The sequence below is a fragment of the Inquilinus sp. OTU3971 genome, assembly GCF_038440215.1.
On sequence record NZ_JASATH010000004.1, the window covers coordinates 77,551 to 101,221 of the forward strand.

The window sequence follows — 23,671 nt, forward strand, 5'->3', positions numbered from 1 at the left end:
TCGTTTCATCTCAGGGCGACACGATGCCAACCTACGACCTCGCCGCGACCCCCCTTCGCGACCTCAACCAGGCCCTGCACGCCATCGCCCCGGGCGACAACGACCGGCAGTTCAGCGTCCTCAACCCGCGCGGCCACCATGCCGTCGCCGTCGGCGTCCACGCGCCGGTGACCATCGATGTCATGGGCAGCGTCGGCTACTACTGCGGCAGCATGAATGACGAGGCGACGATCACCATTCATGGCTCCGCCGGCCCGGGCGTCGCCGAGAACATGATGTCCGGCACGGTCGTGGTCAAAGGCGACGCCAGCCAGTATGCCGGGGCGACCGGCTGCGGTGGGCTGCTGGTGATCGAGGGCAACGCCTCGTCGCGCTGCGGCATCTCGATGAAGGGCATCGACATCGTCGTGCACGGCAGCATCGGCCACATGTCCGCCTTCATGGGGCAGGCCGGCAACCTGGTGGTGCTGGGGGATGCGGGCGAGGCCCTGGGCGATTCCCTCTACGAGGCGCGGATCTTCGTGCGCGGCAAGGTCAAGAGCCTCGGCGCCGACTGCGTCGAGAAGGAGATGCGGCCGGAGCATTTCGCGCTGCTGGCCGAGCTGCTGGACAAGGCCGGCGTCACCGACGCCCGGCCGCAGGAGTTCAGCCGCTATGGGTCGTCGCGCAAGCTCTACAATTTCCACGTCGACAATGCCGACGCTTATTGATCGGGGTCCGTCATGAGCTATCACAACCCGCCCACCGAACCCCGGATCTCAGCCACCTTCGACGAATACACGATGTCGGAGATCCGGCGCGCCGCCGCCACCGGCATCTATGACATCCGCGGCGGCGGCGCCAAGCGCAAGCTGCCGCATTTCGACGACCTGCTGTTCCTCGGCGCCTCGATCTCGCGCTACCCGCTCGAAGGCTATCGCGAGAAATGCGGCACCGATGTCGTGCTCGGCGCGCGCCACGCCAGGAAGCCGATCGAGCTCAAGATCCCGATCACCATCGCCGGCATGAGCTTCGGGTCGCTGTCCGGCCCGGCCAAGGAAGCGCTCGGCCGCGGCGCGACGATGGCCGGGACGTCGACCACGACTGGCGACGGCGGCATGACCGAGGAGGAGCGCGGCCATTCGGAGCGCCTGGTCTACCAGTACCTGCCGTCCCGCTACGGCATGAACCCGCGCGACCTGCGCCGCGCCGACGCCATCGAGATCGTCGTCGGCCAGGGGGCGAAGCCTGGCGGCGGCGGCATGCTGCTGGGCCAGAAGATCTCCGACCGTGTGGCGGAGATGCGCACTTTGCCGAAGGGCATCGACCAGCGCTCGGCCAGCCGTCATCCCGACTGGACCGGGCCGGACGACCTCGAGATCAAGATCCTCGAGCTGCGTGAGCTGACCGACTGGGAAAAGCCGATCTATGTGAAGGTCGGCGGTGCGCGGCCCTATTACGACACCGCGCTGGCGGTCAAGGCCGGCGCCGATGTCGTCGTGGTCGACGGCATGCAGGGCGGCACGGCGGCGACGCAGGAGGTCTTCATCGAGCATGTCGGCATGCCGACGCTGGCCTGCATCCGCCCGGCCGTGCGGGCGCTGCAGGATCTCGGCATGCACCGGAAGGTCCAGCTCATCATCTCGGGCGGCATCCGCAACGGCGCCGATGTCGCCAAGGCCCTGGCGCTCGGCGCCGATGCCGTGTCGATCGGCACCGCGGCGCTGATCGCGATCGGCGAGAACGATCCGCGCTGGGCGGCGGATTACCAGGCGCTCGGCACCACCGCCGCCGCCTACGACGATTGGCATGAGGGGCGGGACCCGGCCGGCATCACCACGCAGGATCCGGAGCTGATGAAGCGGGTCGACCCGGCCGTGGCCGGCCGCCGCCTCGCCAACTACCTCAAGGTCATGGCGCTGGAAGCCCAGACCATCGCCCGCGCCTGCGGCAAGAACCATGTGCACAACCTGGAACCCGAAGATCTCTGCGCCCTGACGGTCCCTGCCGCCGCCATGGCGCAGGTGCCGCTCGCGGGCACCGACTGGATTCCCGGCAAGGGGGGCTACTGAAAGCAGCCGGGCGAACCGGCCCGGCCAAGCCTGAAAAACCAAGATGTCTCACAGGGAAGCCAAAAGGGGACCGAGGATGACGCTGGACCTTGCTGCCTTTGCCAAAGACAGGGGCATCAAATATTTCATGATCAGCTACACCGACCTGTTCTCCGGCCAGCGCGCCAAGCTGGTGCCGGCGCAGGCGATCGCCGCGATGCAGGAGGAGGGTGCGGCCTTTGCCGGCTTTGCCACCTGGCTGGACATGTCGCCGGCCCATCCCGACCTGTTCGCCGTGCCGGACCCGTCCTCGGTCATCCAGCTGCCCTGGAAGAAGGAGGTCGCCTGGGTGGCGGCCGACTGCAGGATGGACGGCGCGTTGGTCGCCCAGGCCCCCCGCAACGTGCTGAAGCGGCTGGTCCAGGAGGCAGAGGCCGAGGGCAAGCGGGTGAAGACCGGAGTCGAGGCCGAGTTCTTCCTGATCACGCCCGATGGCAGCCGGATCTCGGACGACCGCGATACGGCGGCGAAGCCCTGCTACGACCAGCAGGCGGTGATGCGCCGCTACGACATCATCACCGAGATCTGCGACCACATGCTGGAACTCGGCTGGGGCGCCTATCAGAACGACCATGAGGATGCCAACGGCCAGTTCGAGATGAACTGGGAGTACGACGACGCACTGCAGACGGCGGACAAGCACTCCTTCTTCAAGTTCATGGTCAAGTCCATCGCCGAAAAGCACGGGCTGCGCGCCACCTTCATGCCGAAGCCGTTCAAAGGGCTGACCGGCAATGGCTGCCATTGCCACATCTCGGTCTGGGACAACAGCGGCCGGACCAACGTCTTCGCCGACAAGGCGGCCGAATTCGGGCTGTCGGCCGAGGGGCGACACTTCCTCGGCGGCATCATGAAGCACGCCTCCTCGCTGGCCGCGATCACCAATCCGACGGTCAATTCCTACAAGCGCATCAACGCCCCGCGCACGATCTCGGGCGCGACCTGGTCGCCGAACTCGGTGACCTGGACCGGCAACAACCGCACGCATATGGTCCGTGTGCCCGGACCTGGCCGGTTCGAGCTGCGCCTGCCGGACGGGGCCGCCAACCCCTATCTGCTGCAGGCCGTGATCATCGCCGCCGGCCTCGAAGGGCTGCGCCACCGCGCCGATCCCGGCCCGCATCACGACATAGACATGTACAGCGAAGGCCATCTGGTGAAGGACGCGCCGCGCCTGCCGCTGAACCTGCTCGACGCGCTGCGGGCCTATGACGCCGACGAGGGCCTGAAGCAGGCGGTCGGCCCGGAATTCTCCGCCGCCTATCTCAAGCTCAAGCACCAGGAGTGGAATGCCTACGCGTCCCACTTCACCCAGTGGGAACAGGACACCACCCTCGACATCTGAGCCGGAGGGCGACATGGCCGAGGTCATCGACGGCCGGCAGGCCGCCGCCGTCATCCTCGACAGCGTGAGGTCGGCGGCGGCGGCGCTGGAGGCGGGCAGCGGCATCAAGCCCGGGCTCGCCGTCGTCATCGTCGGCGACGATCCGGCCAGCCACGCCTATGTCAGGGCCAAGAGCCGGACGGCGACGGAGTGCGGCTTCCGATCGGTGCAGCACACGCTGCCGGCGGCGACGACGCAGGCGGAGCTCGCGGCCCTCGTCGCCGCGCTGAACGCCGACCCGTCGATCCACGGCGTCCTGGTCCAGCTGCCGCTGCCGAAGCCGCTGGAGGCGGAGCCGATCATCCAGTCGATCCGGCCGGAGAAGGACGTCGACGGCCTGCACGTCGTCAATGCCGGCAAGCTGGCGACCGGCGATCTCGCCACCGGTCTCGTCTCCTGCACGCCGGCCGGCGCCATGATCCTGGTCCGGCGCGTGCGTGGCGAGGACCTGTCGGGCCTCGGCGCCGTCGTGATCGGCCGCTCCAACCTGTTCGGCAAGCCGATGGCGCAGCTGCTCCTCGCCGCCAATGCCACGGTCACCGTCGCCCATTCTCGCACCAAAGACCTCCCGGAGGTCTGCCGCGGCGCCGACATCCTGGTCGCCGCCGTCGGCCGGCCGGAGATGGTCCGGGCCGAGTGGATCAAGCCCGGCGCGACGGTGATCGATGTCGGCATCAACCGGGTTCCGGCGCCGGAGAAGGGCGAGGGCAAGACCCGCCTCGTCGGCGATGTCGCCTTTGCCGAGGCCGCTTCGGTCGCCGGCGCGGTCACTCCCGTGCCCGGCGGCGTCGGGCCGATGACGATCGCCATGCTGATGGCCAACACGGTGATCGCGGCGCATCGTTCGGCCGGCTGGGCGCCGCCGGAATTCTGAGCCGGGATCGCCGGCCACAGGCGCAAGATCAGCTTGTCAGGGCGCGAAACGCGCGCTTATAGTCAGGAAACAAATATTCTATAGAGTGAAAACAGGGGACCGGACATGGCTCTATCGTGGCGCTTTTCGGCTCTCGCGGATCGTCATCGCGCTCTGGGGTCGAAGCTCGAGGACTGGAGCGGCATGGGCACCGCCTGGACCTACGACAAGGACATGTCGGAGGAGCATGTGGCGGTCCGCACCAAGGCCGGCCTCATGGACGTGTCGGGCCTGAAGAAGGTCCATCTGGTCGGGCCGCACGCCATCGCCGTGCTGGACTATGTCACCACCCGCAACATGGCCAAGATCACTCCCGGCCGGTCGGTCTATGGCTGCATGCTCAACGACCGCGGCCACTTCACCGAGGATTGCATCACCTACCGCACCGGCCCCAACTCCTGGATGCTGGTGCATGGCTCGGGCTCCGGCCATGAGGAGGTGGTCAAGCAGGCCGCCGGCCGCAACTGCGCCGTGCTGTTCGACGACGATATCCACGACCTGTCGCTGCAGGGTCCGCTGGCGGTCGACTATCTCGCCCGCCACGTCCCCGGCATCCGCGATCTCAAATATTTCCACCACATGCAGACGACGCTGTTCGGCGCGCCGGTGATGATCTCGCGCACCGGTTACACCGGCGAACGCGGCTACGAGATCTTCGTCCGCGGCCAGGACGCCCCGCTGGTCTGGGACACGATCCTCGAGGAAGGCAAGGGGATGGGCATCATCCCCTGCTGCTTCAGCGTCCTCGACATGCTGCGGGTCGAGAGCTACCTGCTGTTCTACCCCTACGACAATTCGCAGATATACCCCTTCGCCGATGAGGGGCCGGGGGATTCGCTGTGGGAGCTCGGCCTCGACTTCACCGTCAGCCCCGGCAAGACCGGCTTCCGCGGCGCGGAGGAGCATGCCCGCCTCAAGGGCCGCGAGCGCTTCCGCATCTTCGGCCTGCTGATCGACGCCGATCGCCCGGCCGATGCCGGCGACGAGGTCTGGGCCGACGGAAGGAAGGTCGGTGTCATCACCTGTCCCTGCTATTCGTCGCTGACCCGGAAATCCATGGCCATCGCCCGCCTCGACGTCGACAAGGCCGTGCACGGCCTGAAGCTCGAGGTGCGCGGCAAGGCGATGGAGGCCGCCGCCATCGCCCACACGCTGCCCTTCGACGACCCGGAGAAGAAGAAGCGGACGGCGGTGGGCTAGGGGCGGCCATGCTGGTCGCAGGCATCAAGAGCCGACCGGTCTACAAGGGCCTCATCCTCCAGCCCCACGCCCGGCGGCACATCTTCGCCCTCGAAGGGGAAGGGGCCCTGGCCCTGCTCGACCAGCGGGCGGCGCTGGACGGCCCGATCCTGTCCCGCAGCGAGATCCTCTACGCGCCCGGCGGCTCGCAGGGCAGGGGGCATGACCAGACCCTGCTCGGCCTCGGCGCCAGGGCGTGCTGGGCGGCGCCCACCGTCCCGACGCTGCTGTTCCGGCTGAACGGCACGCTGGCGACCGCGCGGATGGGCACGCGCCTCTACCTCGCGGGCACCGAGGGGTTCATCGGCCAGGCGATGGCCGTGGCCCTCGACCATGGCATGGATCACGCCTCGGTGCTGACCGAGCATCGCGGCTCGCTGGCCCGGCGCGTCCAATGCGTGCATTGCAAGGGCATCACCGAGGCCGTGACCACCAGCGTCTTCCCCTGCAGCCATTGCGGGTTGGCGCTGCTGGTGCGCGACCACTATTCGCGCCGGCTCGCCGCCTTCCAGGGCGTCAACGTCGATGCCGAGGAGCCGGGCAGCGCCCCGGCTCCGGAGGAGGTGTTCCGGTGAGCGGCGGCATCGAGATCCCCGTCCGCGTGGTCCGGATCACCCCGGTCGCCGAGCGGGTCAAGCGCTTCCGCTTCGAACGGGTGGACGGCGCGCCCCTGCCGCATTTCTCCGGCGGCGCCCACATCATCGTCGTCATGGACGATGACGGCCATACGCGCCGCAACGCCTATTCGCTGATGTCGCCGCCGCATGACGGATCGGGCTACGAGATCAGCGTGCTGCATGTCGAGGATTCGCGCGGCGGGTCGACCTTCATGCATGAGCGGCTGCGGGAGGGCGACGAGCTGAGGATCAGCCACCCGGTCAACCTGTTCCAGCCGGATTGGCGCGGCCGCAAGCATCTGCTGATCGCCGGCGGCATCGGCATCACGCCGTTCCTCGCCATGATGCAGCAATTCGCCCGCGAAGGCCGGGATTTCGAGCTGCACTACGCCATCCGCAGCCGCGACCGCGGCGCCTATTGGCGCGACCTGGTCGAGCGCTACGGTCCGCACCGCGTCACCATCCATTGCGACGCTGAAGGCGGGGCCGTCCCGCTCGGGCGCCTGCTCGACAGCCAGCCGCTCGGCACGCATCTCTATGTCTGCGGCCCCTCCGGGATGATCGACGGCGTGCTGAAGGCGGGGGTGGAGGCCGGCTGGCCGGCCGAGAACCTGCACTCCGAGCGCTTCCTGGGGTCGCTGCCCGGCAAGCCCTTCGCCATCCGGCTCCTGCGCTCCGGCAAGACCGTCCAGGTCGGCCGCCACGAAAGCATGCTGGAGGCGATCGAGGCGGCGGGCGTCGACGCGCCGTTCCTGTGCCGCGGCGGGGCCTGCGGCCAGTGCGAGGCCGCGGTCGTCACCTGCGACGGCACGCTGCTGCATCACGACGTCTATCTGACGGACGAGGAAAAGGCGTCCGGCCGCAAGGTCATGGTCTGCGTGTCCCGCTTCGAGGGGACCACGCTGCATCTCGACCTGTAGCCGGAGCGGGACAAGGAGGCCGGACATGGCGATCGTCTTCAGGCAGGAGACCTTCCGCGACGATTTCAGCTACCGCAACAGCCCGGAGACCATCCGCCGGTTCCCGTTCCCGTTCCACGAAGACAGCTACATGTACGCCGTCAACATGGAACCGCATGTGCGCGGCGAGACGGGCACGGTCTACGAGACCCTGATCGACGTCGACGAGCATTATGTCGCCGAGATGCGGGACCGCGAGCTGGTGCTGGCCGAGGACCCGCTGCGCTGCCAGGCCCTGCCGCATATGATGAGCGCGCAATGGGACACGCTCGAGCTGCTGATGGAGCAGCAGGCCGAAGGGTATCCCGAGCATTTCAGCCTGACCCGCAACGGCGATCGCTGGCGCTGGATCAACCGGCCGCTCGGCATCGACGACAGCTTCATCTTCGGCAACCCGTCGACGCTGCCCTATGAGCCGTTCGAATACATCACCCGGCAGGCGCAGGGCGATTTCTGCATCGTCGACCAGCGCAACGGCAATCTGTGGATGGATGCCGGCATGGTCACGACCCAGGCCGATTGGTCGCTCGATTTCGACATCGGCATGAACTTCATGGAATGGCACGGGCCGGTGCCGCTGGCGCATCAGATCGGCGTGTTCGACCGCGCCCTGAAATTCCTGCTCAACCTGCAGCAGGGCAAGCCGGTGCGCCGGTTCAACTGGACGATGACGATCAACCCGCGCCTCGACACCAGCCCCGAGAACTATCCGAAATGGGGCCCGGACCGGACCACCGTGACACCGGACAATGTCGGCGAGAAGGTGCATCTGCGGGTCGAGCTGCAGTCGCTGTGGCGGCTGCCGCGGTCGAACGCGATCCTGTTCGTCATCCGCTGCTACCTGATCAGCATGAACGAGCTGGTGACCGTGCCGAAATGGGCGCGCCGCCTGCCGCGCGTGCTGCGGACGCTGCCGCCCGAGCTGGTCGACTACAAGGGGCTGACGCGCTACCGCGAGGCCACGATCGACTGGCTCTCGACCTATGACGACGGCACCCCGACCAGCCCCGGGATCTGGCCGGATTGAAACAATGAAGACCAACGTGCCAGCAACAGGGGAATGATCCATGACCAGAGTGGCCGTTATCGGCGCCGGCCCGTCCGGCCTTGCCCAGCTGCGGGCCTTCCAGTCGGCCGCTCAGAAGGGCGCCGAGATCCCGGAGATCGTCTGCTTCGAGAAGCAGGCCGATTGGGGCGGGCTCTGGAACTACACCTGGCGCACCGGCCTGGACGAATATGGCGAGCCGGTCCATGGCAGCATGTACCGCTACCTCTGGTCCAACGGGCCGAAGGAATGCCTGGAGTTCGCCGACTATTCCTTCGAGGAGCATTTCGGCAAGCCGATCGCGTCCTACCCGCCGCGCGCCGTGCTGTGGGACTACATCAAGGGCCGGGTCGAGAAGGCGAATGTCCGCCCCTGGGTGCGCTTCAACACGCCGGTGCGCATGGTCCGGTTCGACCCCGACACGAAGATGTTCACGGTGACGGCCCACAACCGCGTCGAAGACCGCATGTATGACGAGGAATTCGATTACGTCGTCGTCGCCAGCGGCCATTTCTCGACGCCGAACGTCCCCCAATTCGAAGGTGTGAAGACGTTCAACGGCCGGGTGCTGCACGCGCACGACTTCCGCGACGCGCTCGAGTTCAAGGGCAAGGACATCCTGATCGTCGGCCGCAGCTACTCGGCCGAGGACATCGGCTCGCAGTGCTGGAAATACGGCGCGAAGTCGGTGACGACCAGCTATCGCTCCAAGCCGATGGGCTTCAAATGGCCGCAGAATTTCGAGGAGCGTCCGCTGCTGGTCCGGCTCGAGAACCGCACCGCGCATTTCCTCGACGGCTCCAGCAAGGATGTCGACGCGCTGATCCTCTGCACCGGCTACCAGCATCATTTCCCGTTCCTGCCGGATGAGCTGCGGCTGAAGACCGCCAACCGGCTGTGGAGCGACAGCCTGTACAAGGGCGTGGTCTTCGACCGGAATCCGCAGCTCTTCTACATCGGCATGCAGGACCAGTTCTACACGTTCAACATGTTCGACGTGCAGGCCTGGTGGGCGCGCGACGTCATGATAGGCCGCATCGAGCTGCCGCCGGAAGAGGAGCTGAAGGCGAATTTCGCCAGGTGGCGCGCCCGTGAGGAGACTCTCGACGGCGTCGAGCAGATGATCTGGTTCCAGGGCGACTATGTGAAGGAGCTGCTGGCCGAGACGGATTATCCGAGCTTCGACATCGAGGGCACGAACCAGACCTTCATGGAGTGGGAGCACCACAAAGCGGAAGACATCATGGGCTTCCGCAACAACGCCTACCGGTCGCTGATGACCGGCACCATGTCGCCGATGCACCACACGCCATGGCTGGAGGCGCTCGACGATTCGATGGAAGCCTATCTCGGAGGCTGAGCACCGCCTCCGCCTGAAAGGCGCGGCCCGGCCGTCGACGTGTCGAGACCGGGATCACCCGGTCCGACGCAGATACGCGGCCAGCTCCTCACCGAAGCGCCGCACCTCGCCGAACGTGTTGTAATGGACCATCGAGGCGCGCAGCGCGCCCGACGCCATCGGCAGGCCCAGCCGGTGCATCAGCCGCGGCGCATACATGTGGCCGTCGCGGATGCCGATGCCGGCGTCGGACATCGCATCGGCGATCGCCTGGGGCGAGCGGCCGGGGATGTTGAAGCAGATCGTCGGCACCCGCCCATCCACCCGGGCCTCGTCCGCGATGCCGTAGATCGTGGCGCCGCACGCCCTCAGCTGACGCAGCATCTCGCGCGAGAGTTCGGCCTCATAGGCCCGGATCGCGGCCATGGCCGCCACGATGTCGCCGCGGCGCGACCCGGTCGACGGGCCATCGAAGCCGCGGCCAAGGGCTTCGAGATAGCGCACCGAGGCGTCCATGCCGGCGACGTTCTCGTAGACGAAGGTGCCGGCCTCGACCTTGTAGGGCGGCTCGTCCGGGATGAAGTCCTCGCGGAAGGTCGGCAGCCGCTTCAGCGCGTCGAAGCGGCCCCAGAGGAAGCCCATATGCGGCGAGAAGTTCTTGTAGCCGGAGCAGACCAGGTAGTCGCAGCCCCAGGCTTGCACGTCGATCAGTCCGTGCGGTCCGTAATGGACGCCATCGACGAAGACCTCGGCCCCGACGGCCTGCGCCGCCCGCGACACCGCGGCGATGTCGACGATGGTGCCGATCGAATGGGCGGTGGCGGTGCAGGCGACCAGCCGCGTGCGCGACGACAGCAGCGGCACCAGGTCCTCGACATGCAGGGTGCCGTCCTCGCGCATGCACCACCAGGCGAACTTCGCCCCGGCGCTCTCCAGCGCCAGCCAGGTGGCGATGTTGGCGTCGTGATCCATATCGGTGACCACGATCTCGTCGCGCTCGCCCAGGGTCTGGCCGATGCCGAGGCTGACCAGCCGGATGAAGGAGGTGGCGTTCATGCCGAAGCAGATCTCGGCCGGCTGGTAGGCGTTGACCAGCAGCCCGACGCTCTCCCGCGCCTCGGCGACCGCGCGGTCGACGGCGCGGCTCTTGTCGTAGCGGCCGCCGCGCTGGACGTTGTGGTCGACCAGGTGGCGGGTGACGGCATCCAGCACGCTCTGCGGGATCTGCGCGCCGCCGGCATTGTCGAGGAAGATGAAGTCGCCGGCCTTGTCCAGCGCCGGGAACCGGGCCCGCACCGCGTCGATCGGGAAGGCCTCTGCTGGCATCTGGGTCACGATGGTCTCCGTTGATGGGGCGCGGTCAGGACCGGCCGGCGCGCCGCTTGGCGCGGGCTTCGAGATGGCCGATCAGCCGGACCAGCGGCCAGAGGAAGGCGAGATAGATGATCGCGGCGCCGATCAGCGGCGTCGGGTTGGCCATCTGGGCCTGGGCGTCGGTGGCCTGCTTCAGCAGGTCCGGCATGGCGACGACCGAGGCCAGGGCCGTGTCCTTGAACACCGACACGCAGTTGCTGGTCAGCGGCGGGATGATGACGCGGATCGCCTGCGGCAGGATCACCTTGCGCATCGCCAGCCAGAACGGCAGGCCGAGCGCGGAGGAGGCCTCGAACTGCCCGCGCGGGATGCTCTCGATGCCGGCGCGGCAGACCTCGGCGGTAAAGGCCGCCAGCACCATCGACAGGGCCAGCGTGGCGGAGACGAAGGAGGACAGCCGGATGCCGATGAAGGGCAGGGCGTAGTAGATCAGGATCAGCAGCACCAGGATCGGCAGTGCCCGGAACACGTCGATATAGCCGATCGCCAGCAGCCGCAGCGGCCGGGGGGCGTAGAGCCGGACCAGGCACACCAGCAGCCCGGCCAGCGTGCCGAGGACGATGCTGGTGCAGCCCAGCAGGATGGTGTTGCCCAGGCCCCGCAGCAGGATCGGCACGGCGCGCAGCAGCACCGGCCCGTTGAAGAAGGTGTCGATCAGTTCCATGGTCCGGACCCGGTGGCGCGCCCCCTGGCGAGACGGAAGGGCCGGGCGCGGAGCCCGGCCCGGCGTCGGCTATTGGGCCTGCGGAATCGGCCCCGACACCACCGTGCTGCTGCCGGGTTCCGGATCGACCCCGAACCATGTCTTGTGGATCGCGGCCAGGGTGCCGTCGGTCTTCATCGCACTGATCGCGTCATTCGCCTTCGCCAGCAGCGGATGGTTCTTGCGCGTCATCATGGCGAAGCGCTCGCCGGTCGGGATGCGGACCAGGATCTTCAGCGCCGGCATCTGCTTGATCGCGTATTGGAACCCGGCCAACTCGCCGGCGCCGCCATCGATGCGGCCGTTCTGCGCCTCCAGTAGAAGATCCTGCTGCGCGTTGTAGCTCTTGACCTCGGCGAAGCCGAGCGTCTCGCCATTCGCCTTGGCATAGGCCTCGCCGGTCGATCCCGCGATCACGCCGATGGTCTTGCCCTTCAGGTCGTCCAGCGAATGGATCGGCGAATCCGCCTTGCCGACGATGGTGCCGTCGCTGTCGTAGTAGGGCTGGGTGAAGGCCTGGTTCTGCAGCCGTTCACTGGTCACCGAGATCGAGGAGATGGCGAAGTCGATGCGGCCGGAGCTGGTGGCGGCGAACAGCGCTTGGAAGCCCAAATCCTGGAACTCGACATCGACGCCGATGCGCTTGGCCACCTCCTTGGCGACGTCGACCTCGAAGCCTTCGAAGGCGCCGCTGTCGGTCTTGTATTCCCAGGGCGGATTGGCCGGATAGGTCCCGACCGTGATGGTCTCGGCCAGCGCCGGCGCCGTGGCCGCAAGACTGGCCGCAACCAGGAGTCCCAGCGTTGTCCCGAGGAATTTCATCATGCGTGCCTCCTCTGCTTGCCCGCATCGCGGGCGTTCTTGGCTTTTCATCGCTGAAGAGGCTGGCGCTGCTCCGGCTGAAGACCGTCCGCTCGCTGGGCAGGCGGGCTGGGACGCCGCCTCGTTGGTCGCGCTATGGGATCATGGCGGATGCCCCGGATCAACCGGATTGTTTTAGGCCTGAAGCTTCTCCTATGCAATTCCATGTTTCTCTCTGGCAGTGTACTGGAACACTGAGCCGAGATCGTTGTGATTGCAGATATTCTGACCTAAGCTTGGCAGAACCAAAACGGGAGGTCACGATGGCAACCGATCATCTCGCCGGCCTGGCGTCTTCATTGCTCGACGGCTCGATCAGGGTGGTCGACCTCACCGCGCCGCTCGGGCCGGAGACGCCGGTCATCCAGCTGCCGCCGCAGATCGGCAAGAACACGCCGGCGGTGAAGGTCCATGAGATCTCACACTATGACGAGAACGGCCCGTTCTGGGCCTGGAACTGGCTCGAGCTGGGCGAGCACACGGGCACCCATTTCGACGCCCCGGTCCACTGGATCACCGGCCGGGACCATCCCGACAACACCACCGACCGCATCCCGCCGAAGAGCTTCGTCGCGCCGGTCAACGTCATCGACCGGTCGAAGGAGGCCGCGGCCGATCCCGACTACCTTCTCACGGTCGACAGCATCAAGGCCTGGGAGACCGAGCACGGCGCGATCGAGGCCGGGTCCTGGGTCGTGCTGCGCACTGACTGGTACAAGCGCAACGGGTCGTCCGAGACCTTCCTGAACGTTGACCAAAACGGCCCGCATTCGCCGGGTCCGACCGCGGAGGCGATCGAATACCTGCTGTCGAAGGGGATCGTCGGCTGGGGCTCCGAGACGGTCGGCACCGATGCCGGGTCGGCCGGCGGCATGACGCCGCCCTTTCCCGCCCACAACCTGCTGCACAAGGCCAACCGCTACGGCCTGGCCAGCCTCTGCCACCTCGATGAGCTGCCGCCGAAGGGGGCGGTCCTGATAGCGGCGCCGCTGAAGTTCGTCGGCGGCACCGGTTCGCCGGTGCGCGCCCTTGCGCTGGTGCCCCGGGCAGGGTAGGGGCCAGCCTCGCAAGACCGGAAGCGGATGGGAGCGCGATGACCGACAGATTTGCCGGAACGGTGCTGCGCCGGCTGGAGCAGGGCGAGACGCGCCCGACCCTGGGCGAGATCGGGCTCAACCAGTTCGCGCCCTATCTGATGAACCGGGTGATGGCGCGGTGGAACGCCAATATGTCCGATGCGCTGAAGGCGCACGACATGACGACCACCAAGATGCGGGCGCTCGCCATCCTCAGCATCTCGTCATCGATGACCATCAACGAGCTGTCGGTCTATGCGGTGACCGAGCAGTCGACCATGAGTCGGACGCTCGATGCGCTGGAGGAGCAGGGCTATATCCGCCGGCAGCCGCGCGCCGAGGACATGCGGGTCCGCGACATCGCCATCACCGAGGACGGCCGGGCGGTGTTCGACGCGGTGTGGCCCACCATGTACGGGCTGCTGATGCAGATGTTCGAGGGTGTCGACGGCGACGAATACGTCGCCTTCGTCGCCACCCTGCACAAGATCCTGCGCAACATCCGCAAGCACGACATCTGAGCCGCTGGGGCGGCGGTCACAGCGTCGCGATGGTCTTCAGGGCGCCGTCCAGGGCCGTGCCATCCTCGTCGGCCAGCGCCGCCTGCCGCAGCCGGCGCAGCCAGGCCGCGCCGTCGTCCCGGCCGACCAGCAGGGGCAGGCCTGACAGCACCCGCTCGAACTTCGACTCGCCCCGGGCATGCGTGTCGGAATAGCCCTTGACCAGCCGCCGGCATTCCAGGACCTCGACCGCGAGGTCGTAATTGGTCCGCAGCACGTCCAGCGCGGTGGCCAGCCAGGCGTCACGATGCGCCGTCTCGCGCGCATGGCGCAGCGTGCCGCGCCGGACCCGTCGCAGCGCCGACACGGCCTGGAGCCCGAGGAACCAGAAGATCGTCCCGGTGCGCACGCGCCGGCCGCGGCTGACCAGGCGGTCGAGGCGCGAGAAGAGGGCGGGCCGTGCTTCGATCCAGGCGCCGAGCGCCCTCGGCAGGGTGCCGCAGACCTCTTCCATGCGCGGATGCATGTATTCGGTGGTGGTGACGATCTGGTCCGGGCCGGCGGCCACCTCGCGGCGCACGCGCTCGAACCGGCGCGAGCGGACCTTCAGGTCGGCGACACGGATCGGGTCGTCATAGGCCATGGCGACCGCCACATGCTTGGCCGCCGCCAGGGTGAAGGCGCAGCCTCTGGCGGCGCCGTCCCGGGCCAGGTCCTCCGCATGCAGCCGGGCCAGCAGCGTCAGGTACTCGTCCGCATAGGCCGGGTCCTGGTAATCGGTCAGCCGCTTCACGCCGGCGAACAGCATAGGGTGGGAGGCGGCGGGAAACTCCTGCGCGATGCGCGCGACGAGGCGGTCGAGATCGGGGTGCCCGGCGCTGGCCGGTAGCGCCTCGAAGCGCTTCTCGGGCGTGCGGGCGACGGCCTCGGTCCCCGGCACGGCGGCCCGGTCGCAGGCGGCGCGGAAGGCGGCGACGCTAGCGTCCACGCCCCGGCCGCCGGCGCGGATCGTCGCCTCGAACGCCTCACGGGGGAACGGCAGGACCCCGGCCCCGGCCAGGGCGCCGAACATGGCGGCGGAGATCACGCTGCCGCTGCGGCCGGCCAGGGCCTCCATGTCGAAGGCGATGGTGCGCCGGGCGGCGAAGCCGGTCGCGTCGACGACCGCCGCGGGGTCGCCGGTGCCGTCGCCCGGCTTCTCCTTCTCGACCACGGCGAAGGACCGGTGGGTCGACGCGATCAGCGTGGTGCGACCGGGCGTGACCAGGCCGCGCAGCACCGCGCGCCCGGCCTCCATCAGCTCGGCGGCCAGCACCACGTCGACGTCGCCCGGCGTCGGCATCAGGGCGAAGACCGGCGCGGCATCCGGCTTCGCCGCGATCATCTCGATGTAGTAGATGGTCGCGCCGGTGCGCTGCGCCACGCCGGGGACCGAGGTCGACTGGGCGACCCAGCCGCTGCTCTCGGCCAGCGCGACGATCCAGTCGGCAAGCACCCCGCCGCCCTGGCCGCCCATGGCCAGGATGGCGATGGCCAGCGGCCGGTCCTGGGACAGCAGCGAACGGTCCGGCAGCGTGTCGGTCCCGGCGCTCATTCGGCGAAGACGACGCGGCGGCTCTCGCGGCGGCGCTGCAGCCAGCCGATCACCGCCCCGCGCAGCCGCGCCAGCAGGCGATCGGCCCGGGTCGGGTTCTGGATGATGTCGGCCCGGTAGAAGGACGGGCAGAGGATCGCGGCCTCGGACACCTCGCCGCAATTGCCGCAGCCGACGCAGGACTGGTCGATGGCGGCCACCGGATCGTCCTTCAGCGGGTCGTCAGTGTGCTTCACCGACAGCGACGGGCAGCCGGACAGCCGGATGCAGGCGTGGTCGCCGGTGCAGACATCCTCGTCGACGCCGAAGCGCTGCCGGACCACGCGCCGGCCTTCCTTCACCGCCCGGGCCAGCAGCGGCCGGATCCGCCGCTGCTTGTTCAGCATGCATTCGGAGGAGGCGACGATGATCTTCGGCCCGGGCTCGGGCGTCGTCAGCGCCTCGCGGAAGGTGTCGCGCAGGCGGCCGACGTCGTAGGTCCGGTCGATCTGCCGCACCCAGGTGGCGCCGATGCCCCGGACCGCGTCGGTGATCGCGTTGTTGGTCTTGCGCCGCGGATTGTGGGCGCGGGAGGAGGGAATGTCCTGGCCGCCGGTGGCGGCGGAATAGTAGTTGTCGACGATCAGGATGACGCCGTCATGCTTGTTGAACACGGCATTGCCGATCGAGGAGGCGAGGCCGTTGTGCCAGAAGCCGCCATCGCCCATCACCGAGATCGCGCGCTTGTCCGCCTTGACGTTGAAGGCGGACGCCGACGCCGGGCCGAGGCCGTAGCCCATCGTCGTGGCGCCGATGTTGAACGGCGGCAGGATCGAGAACAGGTGGCAGCCGATATCGGCCGAAACGTGATGCGGCCCGAGCTCCTTGTCGGTGAGCTTGAGCGCGGCGAAGATCGGTCGTTCGGGGCAGCCGGTGCAGAAGCCGGCCGGTCGCGGTGGCACCACCTCGGCCAGCGCCTTGACCCGCGGCTCGGCCAGCACCGCCGAGGCGTCCGGGGGTGGCGGCCGGTTGCCGAGCAGCGCCGGCGCATGCGCCTCGAGGAACGCCGAGAGCCCCTTCATCAGCACCGGCGCGGTGTATTCGCCGCCCATCGGCAGCACATCCTTGCCGGCGACCCGGGCCTGGATGTCGCGGCGCTTCAGGATGGTGTTGAGCGATTGCTCGATGTAGTCGGGCGAGCCCTCCTCGACCATCAGCACCGCGTGCTTCGACGTGCAGAAGGCCGCGAGCTCGTCGTCGATCAGGGGATAGGCGACGTTGAGGACATGGATCGGGACGAGGGAGCGCCCATAGATGTCGGCCAGGCCGAGCAACTGCAGCGAGCGGATCAGCGAGTTGTAGAGCCCGCCCAGGACGACGATGCCGACATCGCCCGCCGCCGGGCCGAAGGTCTCGTTCAGCCTGCGGCTCTTGATGAACTCGACCGCGGCGGGCCAGCGCTGCTCGATCTTCTCCTTCTCGTGCAGGAAGGAGGCGGGCGGCAGCACGATCCGGCCGGTGTCGCGCACCGGGTTCTCCATCGCCTGCCTCAGGGTGAAGGCTGGGCGCTTGTTGTCCCGGGCGGTGAACTGGCCATGGACATGGCAGGCGCGGATGCGGACTTGCAGCATCACCGGCGTGTGGGAGGCTTCGGAGAGCTCGAACCCGGTCTCCACGGCCTGCACGATCGACGGCAGGTTCGGGCGCGGGTCGAGCAGCCAGATCTGCGACTTCATCGCATAGGCGTGGCTGCGCTCCTGCATGATCGAGGAGCCCTCGCCGTAATCCTCGCCGATGATGACGAGGGTGCCGCCGGTGACCCCGCCCGACGCCAGGTTCGACAGCGCGTCGGCGGCGACATTGGTGCCGGCGGTGGACTTCCAGGTGACGGCGCCGCGCAGGGGATACATCACCGAGGCCGACAGCATCGCCGCGGCCGCCGCCTCGGAGGCCGAGGTCTCGAAATGGACGCCGAGCTCCTCCATCACATCCCTGGCGTCGGACAGCACGTCCATCAAGTGGGAGATCGGGGAGCCTTGATAGCCTCCGACATAGGCGACGCCGGACTGCAGCAAGGCCTTGGTGATCGCGAGGATGCCTTCGCCCCGGAAGGTTTCGCCGTCCCCGAGCTTCAGGTCCTCGACTTCCCGGGCAAATGAGCGCTCGGCCATGGCGTTCCTCCGCCGGCGACACCTCCGGCGCAAATTAATTGCAAAAGCATATTTCGCGATGGGTCATTGTTCAACACGCGATCGGCCGGAGCGGTCGGGAGGCGCGCCAGGCGGGACCGTTGACCTGGGCGAAGCGGCCCCATATTGTCTGCGCCCTTTTCGACATTCCGGGGGCCGCCATGGCCCAGATCCTGGTTCAGGGCCTGGCGAAGACCTATCGCGTGGCCGAGCGTGACCCCGGCGTGCTGGGCGCCGTGCGCGGGCTCCTGCGCCGGCGCTGGCGCAATGTCGAGGCGTTGAAGGATGTCAGCTTCACCCTGGAGCGCGGCGAGTTGCTGGGCTTCATCGGCCCCAACGGCGCCGGCAAGTCGACGACCATCAAGATCCTGTCGGGGATCCTGCGGCCCGATTCCGGCCGGGTCGAGGTCGACGGCCTGGTGCCGTACCGCGACCGCATCAAGCATGTCGGCCGCATCGGCGTCGTGTTCGGCCAGCGCACGCAGCTGTGGTGGGACCTGCCGGTGGCCGACGGCTTCGACCTGCTGCGCGACATCTATCGGGTCGATCCGCAACGCTACCGGGCGACGCGCGACGAGCTGGTCGGGATGCTGCGGCTGGAGCGCCTGCTCGACCAGCCGGTGCGGCAGCTCTCGCTCGGCCAGCGCATGCGGGCGGAGCTCGCCGCCGCCCTGCTGCACGAGCCGTCGATCCTGTTTCTCGACGAGCCGACCATCGGCCTCGACGCGCCGTCCAAGCTGGCGGTGCGGGACTTCGTCAAAAGGCTGAACCGGGAGCGCGGCGTCACCGTCCTGCTCACCACCCACGACATGCACGACATCGAAGCCCTGGCGGAGCGGGTGATCGTCATCGGCCATGGCCGGGTCCTGGCCGACAGCCCCTTCGACGCCCTTCGGGCCAATGTGCTGGCCGAGCGCCGGCTGTTCGTGGATTTCGCCGGGGAGGCACCCGACCTCGTCCTGCCCGGCGCCGAGATCCGGGTCCGCAACGGCCGGTCGGTCGAGTTCGCCTTCGATCCCCGGGTGACAGGCGCCCCGGCCCTGATCGCGGCGATCACGGCGAAGCACGCGGTCGAGGACATCCATGTCGAGCAGCCGGCGATCGAGGAGGTGATCGCCCGGTTCTACGACCTGCACGGCGCCGGCGAGGCCTGACGCATGGAAGCCCTCCGCCCCTACATCGCCGCCTTCGCCTCGCGCTTCCTGCTGATGATGCAGTACCGGGCGGCGGCCCTGGCCGGCTTCGCCACGCAGTGCTGGTTCGGCGCGGTGCGCGTCATGGTGCTGGCGGCGTTCTATCTGGGGGCGCCGGAGGCCGCGTCCCCCGCATCGCTCAGCCTCTCCCAGGCCGTGACCTACACCTGGCTGGCCCAGGGCCTGCTGGCGCTGCTGCCCTGGACGGCGGATCCCGATATCGCCGCGGCGGTGCGCACCGGCGCGATCGGCTACGACCGGCTGCGCCCGGTGGATGCCTACGCCCTGTGGTACGCCCGGACGGCCGGCTGGGTGACGGCCCGCGTCGTTCCCAGGGTGGCCCTCATGATCCTGGCCGCTGGGATCGTCCTGCCCCTGATCGGCCAGGCCGAATGGGCCTGGAGGCCGCCGCCGAGCGCCTCCGCCGCCCTGCTGTTCACCGTCTCGCTGACCCTGGCGGCGGCGCTGTCCTGCGCCGTGGTCATGCTGATCAACATCGTCGTGGTGGCGACGCTCAACGCCCGGGGCGTCAACACCCTGGCGGTGCCGGTGGTCGTCGTTTTCTCCGGCTCCCTGCTGCCCCTGCCGCTCTATCCCGACGCGATCGCCGCCGCGCTCTTCGTGCAGCCCCTGGCGGGTGTCCTCGACATCCCCAACCGGATCTATTCCGGCGCGTTGACGGGCCTCGCGGCGTGGGCCGGACTCGGGCTGCAGGTGTTCTGGACCTTCGCCCTGATCCTCGCGGGCCGGCTGTGGCTAGGCTGCGTCATGCGCCGCCTCGAGATCCAGGGAGGATAGGGGGATGAACGGCGTCACCCTGCTCGCCCGCTATTTCGCGGCGTCGATCCGCAGCCAGATGCAGTACCCGGCCTCGGCGCTGATGCTGACCGTCGGGCAGCTGGCCGCGACCGCGATCGAAATGGTCTCGATCTGGGCGTTGTTCGACCGGTTCGGCGCGGTGAAGGGCTGGAGCCTCGGCGAGGTGATGTTCTTCTATGCCCTGATCAACATCAGCTTCGCCATCGCCGACTTCATCACCCGCGGCTTCGACGTGTTCGGCACCGATTTCGTGCGCACCGGCGATTTCGACCGCCTGCTGCTCAGGCCCCGCTCGGCCGCCTTGCAGCTGGTGGGCCACGACTTCCGCATCAGCCGGTTCGGACGGTTCCTTCAGGCGGCCGTCATCCTGGCGGCGGCGACCGCCTCCCTGCAATTCGCCTGGACCCCGCAGGCCGTCGCCCTGGCCCTGTGGACGGTGGCCGGCGGCACCGCCTTCTTCGTCGCCCTCTTCGTCCTCCAGGCGGCCATGGCCTTCTGGACCATCGAAAGCCTCGAGGCCGTCAACGCCCTCACCTATGGCGGCGCCTATGCCGGCCAGTTCCCGATGGGCCTCTACGCCCGCTGGTTCCGCGGCTTCCTGACCTTCGTCGTACCGCTGGCCTGCGTGGCGTATTACCCGGTGCTTGCCATCCTGCGGCGGCCCGACCCGCTCGGGGCACCCGACTGGCTGCTGCCGATCACGCCGGCGGCGGGCTTCGTCTTCCTGGCCCTCGCGTTCCTGGCGTGGCGGCACGGCGTGTCGAAATACATGTCCACCGGCAGCTGAGTCCGGACGGTCGCGCCTTTTCACCGATCCTTGGACGGCCCGCAGGTCGCGGAAAGCCCTTGTGTTTCAGACTCGACTTTTCATGTCGACTCTGACCAGGATCGTACACGAAATTCGGAAGATCGCGTGTCAAGCGCGGCGGCTGGATCGTGTGGAGGAGCCGATGGCCTGGAAGCACAGTCCATGAGCATCGTTTCGAGCCTGGACCTGCCAGCCTTCCAGTCGGCGGACCGCGAGGCCTCGGTCTATGAGGCGATCCGCGAGGACATCATCTCGGGCCGCATTCCGGCCAATGCCCGGCTGATCGTCGCCGAACTCGCCGAGCGGCACGGCACCTCGACCAATCCGGTGCGCGAGGCGCTGCAGCAGCTCCGCGGCGAGGGCTTCGTCGTGATGATGCCCAACCGTGGCGCGCGCGTCCGGCCGATCGACCAGGATTTCATCCGCGACATCTATGAGATCGAGGTCCTGATCGAGCCGGCGCTGACGCGCTGGTTCGTCGGCATCGCCACCGAGGCCGACATCGCCGCGCTGGAGGCGCTGCACGCCGAGATGCTGCGGCTCAATTATTCGGACCCGGTGCGGCACGGGCTGCTCGACACCCAGTTCCACCACACGATGTATGAGCGCCACTACAACCGGCACGCGGTCGACCTGTGGTGGAAGCACCGCGAGATCCTGCGCGCGATCAGCCGGCGGCTGCCGATCTCGCTCGGCCGCCAGGCGACGGTGATGCGGGACCATCAGGAGGTGCTGGACGCGATCAAGGCCCAGGATGCGGATGCGGCGGCGGCCGTGATCGCCCGCCATGTCGAAGGATCCGGCCGCCACATCATCGAGCAGATGCGGGCGGCGCGCCGCATTGGCGGTTGAGCCGGTCGTGAAACTGACCTAGGCTGCCGACAAAATATAGAAGATGCGAATTGCTTGAAGGCGAGCAATATCGCTGCAGGAGGAAGAAAGCAGGAAGTCACAGGACATAGAGTTCCGGGCAGGAAACGTGTCTATGCTCGATCGATGGACTGTCGATCGGATTGTGAGATCTTTTTGACTTCGTGAGGGGTAAGGAAGCGCATCGTCGCACCGGAACGGCGCCCAAGAGGTGCAAAGCGCGACATTTGCACCATTCGACAATCACAGGGAGGAGATCTGTCTTATGGTCAGTCTGAAACGCCTCGCCGGCGTCGTGCTCGCCACGGCGGCGATGATCGCGCCGGCCGCGGCCTTCGCGCAGAGCGCCGGCCTGCCGGCCGCGCAGGAAATCACGCCCAAGGGCGCGCTGCCGGCCGTGCCCCGCAACCAGACGCTCATTCTCGGCTGGGGCGTCGCCGGCGGCACCTCGATCGGCACCACCAACCCTTGGGTGCTGCCGGGCTACACCCATCAGGAAGGCAACAACCTGCTGTTCGAGCCGCTGATGTATTTCGCCATCTTCAAGGGCGAATTCGTGCCGTGGCTCGCCGACAGCATGGAATATGCGCCGGACTTCAAGTCGCTCGAGATCAAGCTCAACAAGGACGCCAAGTGGAGCAACGGCAAGTCGGTCACGTCCAAGGACGTGGTCTACACCTTCGAAGGGCAGATGAAGTATGAGACGCTACCCTACCACGCGCATTTCGAGCAGTTCGTCGACAGCGTCAGCGCCAAGGACGACCTGACCGTCGAGGTCAAGTTCAAGCAGCCGGCGCCGCGCTTCAAGTTCGAGGTGCTGACCGAGAAGTTCGACACCGGCCTGCCGATCGTGCCGGCGGAATGGGAATCGGCGCAGCCGAACCCGACGGCGGCGGTGGGCCTCGACCAGATCCCGCATTCGGGCCCCTACGACGTCGTCGCCTGGAACGCCAATCAGAAGATCATGGACCTGCGCCCCGACTGGTGGGCGGTGAAGGCGGGGCGCATGACCGAGCCGGCGGTGAAGCGTGTCGTCATCGTCAACGTGCTGAACCAGCCGATCGACACGGTGGCGCAGCGGCTGGTCAACAACGAGTTCGATTCCTCGGTCGACATGCGGGCCCAGGTGATCGGCAACATCGTCGAGCAGAACAGGGACATCCAGTCCTGGACCGGCGCGGAATCGCCCTATGGCTATCTCGACTGGTGGCCGAACTCGCTGTGGATGAACACCCAACTCGAGCCCTACGACGACGTGCGGGTGCGCAAGGCGATCAGCTTGGCGATCGACCGCGATCGCATCGACGAGGTGCTGTATGACGGCGCCAAGATCGCGACGATCTATCCGTTCCCGCTGTATCCGAACCTGCAGAAATTCGCCGAATCCGAGGCCGTGAAGGCCGAGCAGGCGAAATACGAGCCGGGCAAGTTCGACCCCGCGGAGAGCGAGAAGCTGATGACCGAGGCCGGCTTCACCAAGAACGGTGACGGCCTCTGGGAGAAGGACGGCAAAACCTTCGACGCCACCATCCAGGCCTTCGAGACCATCCATGGCGACATCGCCCCGGTCCTGGCCGAGATGCTGCGCCAGGCGGGCTTCGACGCCAATGTCAACTTCGGCACCGATGCCTTCCAGAACATGGTCGACGGCAAGCCCGGCCTCTACCTCTTCGGCCACGGCGCCAGCCTGTACGATCCGTTCGAGGCCATGAATCTGTACCATGGCAAGTACAGCAACACGATCGGCTCGGCGGCCGGCAACAACCGCTTCTCGCGCTACAAGAACCCGGAGTTCGACAAGATCCTCGACGACATCTCGCCGCTCGACTCCAGCGATCCGAAGTTCCAGGAGGGCGCGGCCAAGGCGCTCGGCATCTACTGGCGCGATGTGATCGACGTGCCGGTGATCCAGTGGCTGCACCGGATCCCGTACAACAACCACTACTGGAAGGGCTGGCCCAGCGCCACGAACCTCGCCGGCGGCACCAACGGCGCCTTCTGGGCCCATACCGGCCTGCTGGTGATCGCAGCGCTGCAGCCGACGGGCGCGCCGTAATGGCTGGAGCCCCTTCTTTTCTAGTCCCCCCTCCCCTTGCGGGAGGGGGGCAGGGGGAGGGGT

The 23,671-nt window shown here is 67.8% G+C and carries 21 protein-coding genes; 16 read left to right on the forward strand and 5 right to left on the reverse strand.

Annotated elements, in window-relative coordinates; all coding sequences use genetic code 11:
* Nucleotides 1–23 precede the first annotated feature (23 nt).
* The 9 genes from AAHM41_RS02050 to AAHM41_RS02090 all read left to right on the forward strand — a co-directional run bounded on the left by AAHM41_RS02050 (nucleotide 24) and on the right by AAHM41_RS02090 (nucleotide 9,607).
* Nucleotides 24–710, forward strand: coding sequence for a GXGXG domain-containing protein (locus AAHM41_RS02050; protein WP_342234835.1), 687 nt, complete (start codon nucleotides 24–26; stop codon nucleotides 708–710).
* 12 nt (nucleotides 711–722) lie between these two features.
* Nucleotides 723–2,051: an FMN-binding glutamate synthase family protein gene (locus tag AAHM41_RS02055; RefSeq protein ID WP_342234836.1), complete on the forward strand. Its 1,329-nt coding sequence runs from the start codon at nucleotides 723–725 to the stop codon at nucleotides 2,049–2,051.
* A gap of 76 nt (nucleotides 2,052–2,127) precedes the next feature.
* Entirely contained in the window at nucleotides 2,128–3,435 is a 1,308-nt protein-coding gene (gene glnT, locus AAHM41_RS02060; RefSeq protein WP_342234837.1) for a type III glutamate--ammonia ligase, read from the forward strand.
* A 13-nt stretch (nucleotides 3,436–3,448) separates the two neighbouring features.
* A complete protein-coding gene (gene folD, locus AAHM41_RS02065) occupies nucleotides 3,449–4,348 on the forward strand; it encodes a bifunctional methylenetetrahydrofolate dehydrogenase/methenyltetrahydrofolate cyclohydrolase FolD (RefSeq protein ID WP_342234838.1) in 900 nt (299 codons plus the stop codon).
* Nucleotides 4,349–4,453: 105 nt separating this feature from the next.
* Nucleotides 4,454–5,587 carry an aminomethyltransferase family protein gene (locus tag AAHM41_RS02070; RefSeq protein ID WP_342234839.1) on the forward strand — a complete coding sequence of 378 codons (1,134 nt, stop codon included), beginning with the start codon at nucleotides 4,454–4,456 and terminating at the stop codon, nucleotides 5,585–5,587.
* Between the two features lie 8 nt (nucleotides 5,588–5,595).
* Nucleotides 5,596–6,201, forward strand: a complete 606-nt coding sequence (locus AAHM41_RS02075; RefSeq protein WP_342234840.1) for a dimethylamine monooxygenase subunit DmmA family protein — start codon at nucleotides 5,596–5,598, stop codon at nucleotides 6,199–6,201.
* Nucleotides 6,198–7,163 (forward strand): PDR/VanB family oxidoreductase, encoded by a 966-nt coding sequence (locus AAHM41_RS02080; RefSeq protein ID WP_342234841.1) that lies wholly within the window; start codon nucleotides 6,198–6,200, stop codon nucleotides 7,161–7,163. Before AAHM41_RS02075 ends, AAHM41_RS02080 begins: the two co-directional genes overlap by 4 nt.
* A gap of 25 nt (nucleotides 7,164–7,188) precedes the next feature.
* On the forward strand, nucleotides 7,189–8,229 hold the full coding sequence (locus tag AAHM41_RS02085) for a heme-dependent oxidative N-demethylase family protein (RefSeq protein ID WP_342234842.1): 1,041 nt from the start codon (nucleotides 7,189–7,191) through the stop codon (nucleotides 8,227–8,229).
* 40 nt (nucleotides 8,230–8,269) lie between these two features.
* Nucleotides 8,270–9,607, forward strand: a complete 1,338-nt coding sequence (locus AAHM41_RS02090; protein ID WP_342234843.1) for an NAD(P)/FAD-dependent oxidoreductase — start codon at nucleotides 8,270–8,272, stop codon at nucleotides 9,605–9,607.
* A gap of 54 nt (nucleotides 9,608–9,661) precedes the next feature.
* On the opposite strand, the gene AAHM41_RS02095 is transcribed toward AAHM41_RS02090, so the two are convergent.
* From AAHM41_RS02095 to AAHM41_RS02105, 3 genes are all read right to left on the reverse strand, one after another.
* Nucleotides 9,662–10,912 (reverse strand): cysteine desulfurase-like protein, encoded by a 1,251-nt coding sequence (locus AAHM41_RS02095; RefSeq protein ID WP_342234855.1) that lies wholly within the window; start codon nucleotides 10,910–10,912, stop codon nucleotides 9,662–9,664.
* A gap of 34 nt (nucleotides 10,913–10,946) precedes the next feature.
* Entirely contained in the window at nucleotides 10,947–11,624 is a 678-nt protein-coding gene (locus AAHM41_RS02100) for an amino acid ABC transporter permease (RefSeq protein WP_342234844.1), read from the reverse strand.
* Between the two features lie 69 nt (nucleotides 11,625–11,693).
* Nucleotides 11,694–12,488 (reverse strand): ABC transporter substrate-binding protein, encoded by a 795-nt coding sequence (locus tag AAHM41_RS02105; protein WP_342234845.1) that lies wholly within the window; start codon nucleotides 12,486–12,488, stop codon nucleotides 11,694–11,696.
* A 299-nt stretch (nucleotides 12,489–12,787) separates the two neighbouring features.
* Here AAHM41_RS02105 and AAHM41_RS02110 point away from each other — a divergent pair, with 299 nt between their 5' ends.
* Nucleotides 12,788–13,579, forward strand: a complete 792-nt coding sequence (locus tag AAHM41_RS02110; RefSeq protein ID WP_342234846.1) for a cyclase family protein — start codon at nucleotides 12,788–12,790, stop codon at nucleotides 13,577–13,579.
* Between the two features lie 38 nt (nucleotides 13,580–13,617).
* The gene (locus AAHM41_RS02115) at nucleotides 13,618–14,121 is read left to right on the forward strand and encodes a MarR family winged helix-turn-helix transcriptional regulator (protein WP_342234847.1); all 504 of its coding nucleotides are present in this window, start codon (nucleotides 13,618–13,620) and stop codon (nucleotides 14,119–14,121) included.
* Nucleotides 14,122–14,137: 16 nt separating this feature from the next.
* Here the strand turns inward: AAHM41_RS02115 and AAHM41_RS02120 are convergent, their stop codons facing one another.
* The gene (locus AAHM41_RS02120) at nucleotides 14,138–15,694 is read right to left on the reverse strand and encodes an indolepyruvate oxidoreductase subunit beta family protein (RefSeq protein ID WP_342234848.1); all 1,557 of its coding nucleotides are present in this window, start codon (nucleotides 15,692–15,694) and stop codon (nucleotides 14,138–14,140) included.
* Nucleotides 15,691–17,844 carry an indolepyruvate ferredoxin oxidoreductase subunit alpha gene (locus AAHM41_RS02125; protein ID WP_342234849.1) on the reverse strand — a complete coding sequence of 718 codons (2,154 nt, stop codon included), beginning with the start codon at nucleotides 17,842–17,844 and terminating at the stop codon, nucleotides 15,691–15,693. The genes AAHM41_RS02120 and AAHM41_RS02125 overlap by 4 nt, the downstream gene beginning before the upstream one ends.
* Nucleotides 17,845–18,023: 179 nt before the next feature.
* Here AAHM41_RS02125 and AAHM41_RS02130 point away from each other — a divergent pair, with 179 nt between their 5' ends.
* The 5 genes from AAHM41_RS02130 to AAHM41_RS02150 all read left to right on the forward strand — a co-directional run bounded on the left by AAHM41_RS02130 (nucleotide 18,024) and on the right by AAHM41_RS02150 (nucleotide 23,608).
* Entirely contained in the window at nucleotides 18,024–19,016 is a 993-nt protein-coding gene (locus AAHM41_RS02130) for an ABC transporter ATP-binding protein (RefSeq protein ID WP_342234850.1), read from the forward strand.
* 3 nt (nucleotides 19,017–19,019) lie between these two features.
* Nucleotides 19,020–19,853, forward strand: a complete 834-nt coding sequence (locus AAHM41_RS02135; RefSeq protein ID WP_342234851.1) for an ABC transporter permease — start codon at nucleotides 19,020–19,022, stop codon at nucleotides 19,851–19,853.
* A gap of 4 nt (nucleotides 19,854–19,857) precedes the next feature.
* Nucleotides 19,858–20,661 carry an ABC transporter permease gene (locus AAHM41_RS02140; RefSeq protein ID WP_342234852.1) on the forward strand — a complete coding sequence of 268 codons (804 nt, stop codon included), beginning with the start codon at nucleotides 19,858–19,860 and terminating at the stop codon, nucleotides 20,659–20,661.
* A gap of 183 nt (nucleotides 20,662–20,844) precedes the next feature.
* The gene (locus AAHM41_RS02145) at nucleotides 20,845–21,534 is read left to right on the forward strand and encodes a GntR family transcriptional regulator (protein WP_342234853.1); all 690 of its coding nucleotides are present in this window, start codon (nucleotides 20,845–20,847) and stop codon (nucleotides 21,532–21,534) included.
* A 283-nt stretch (nucleotides 21,535–21,817) separates the two neighbouring features.
* A complete protein-coding gene (locus AAHM41_RS02150; protein WP_342234854.1) occupies nucleotides 21,818–23,608 on the forward strand; it encodes an ABC transporter substrate-binding protein in 1,791 nt (596 codons plus the stop codon).
* Nucleotides 23,609–23,671 lie beyond the last annotated feature (63 nt).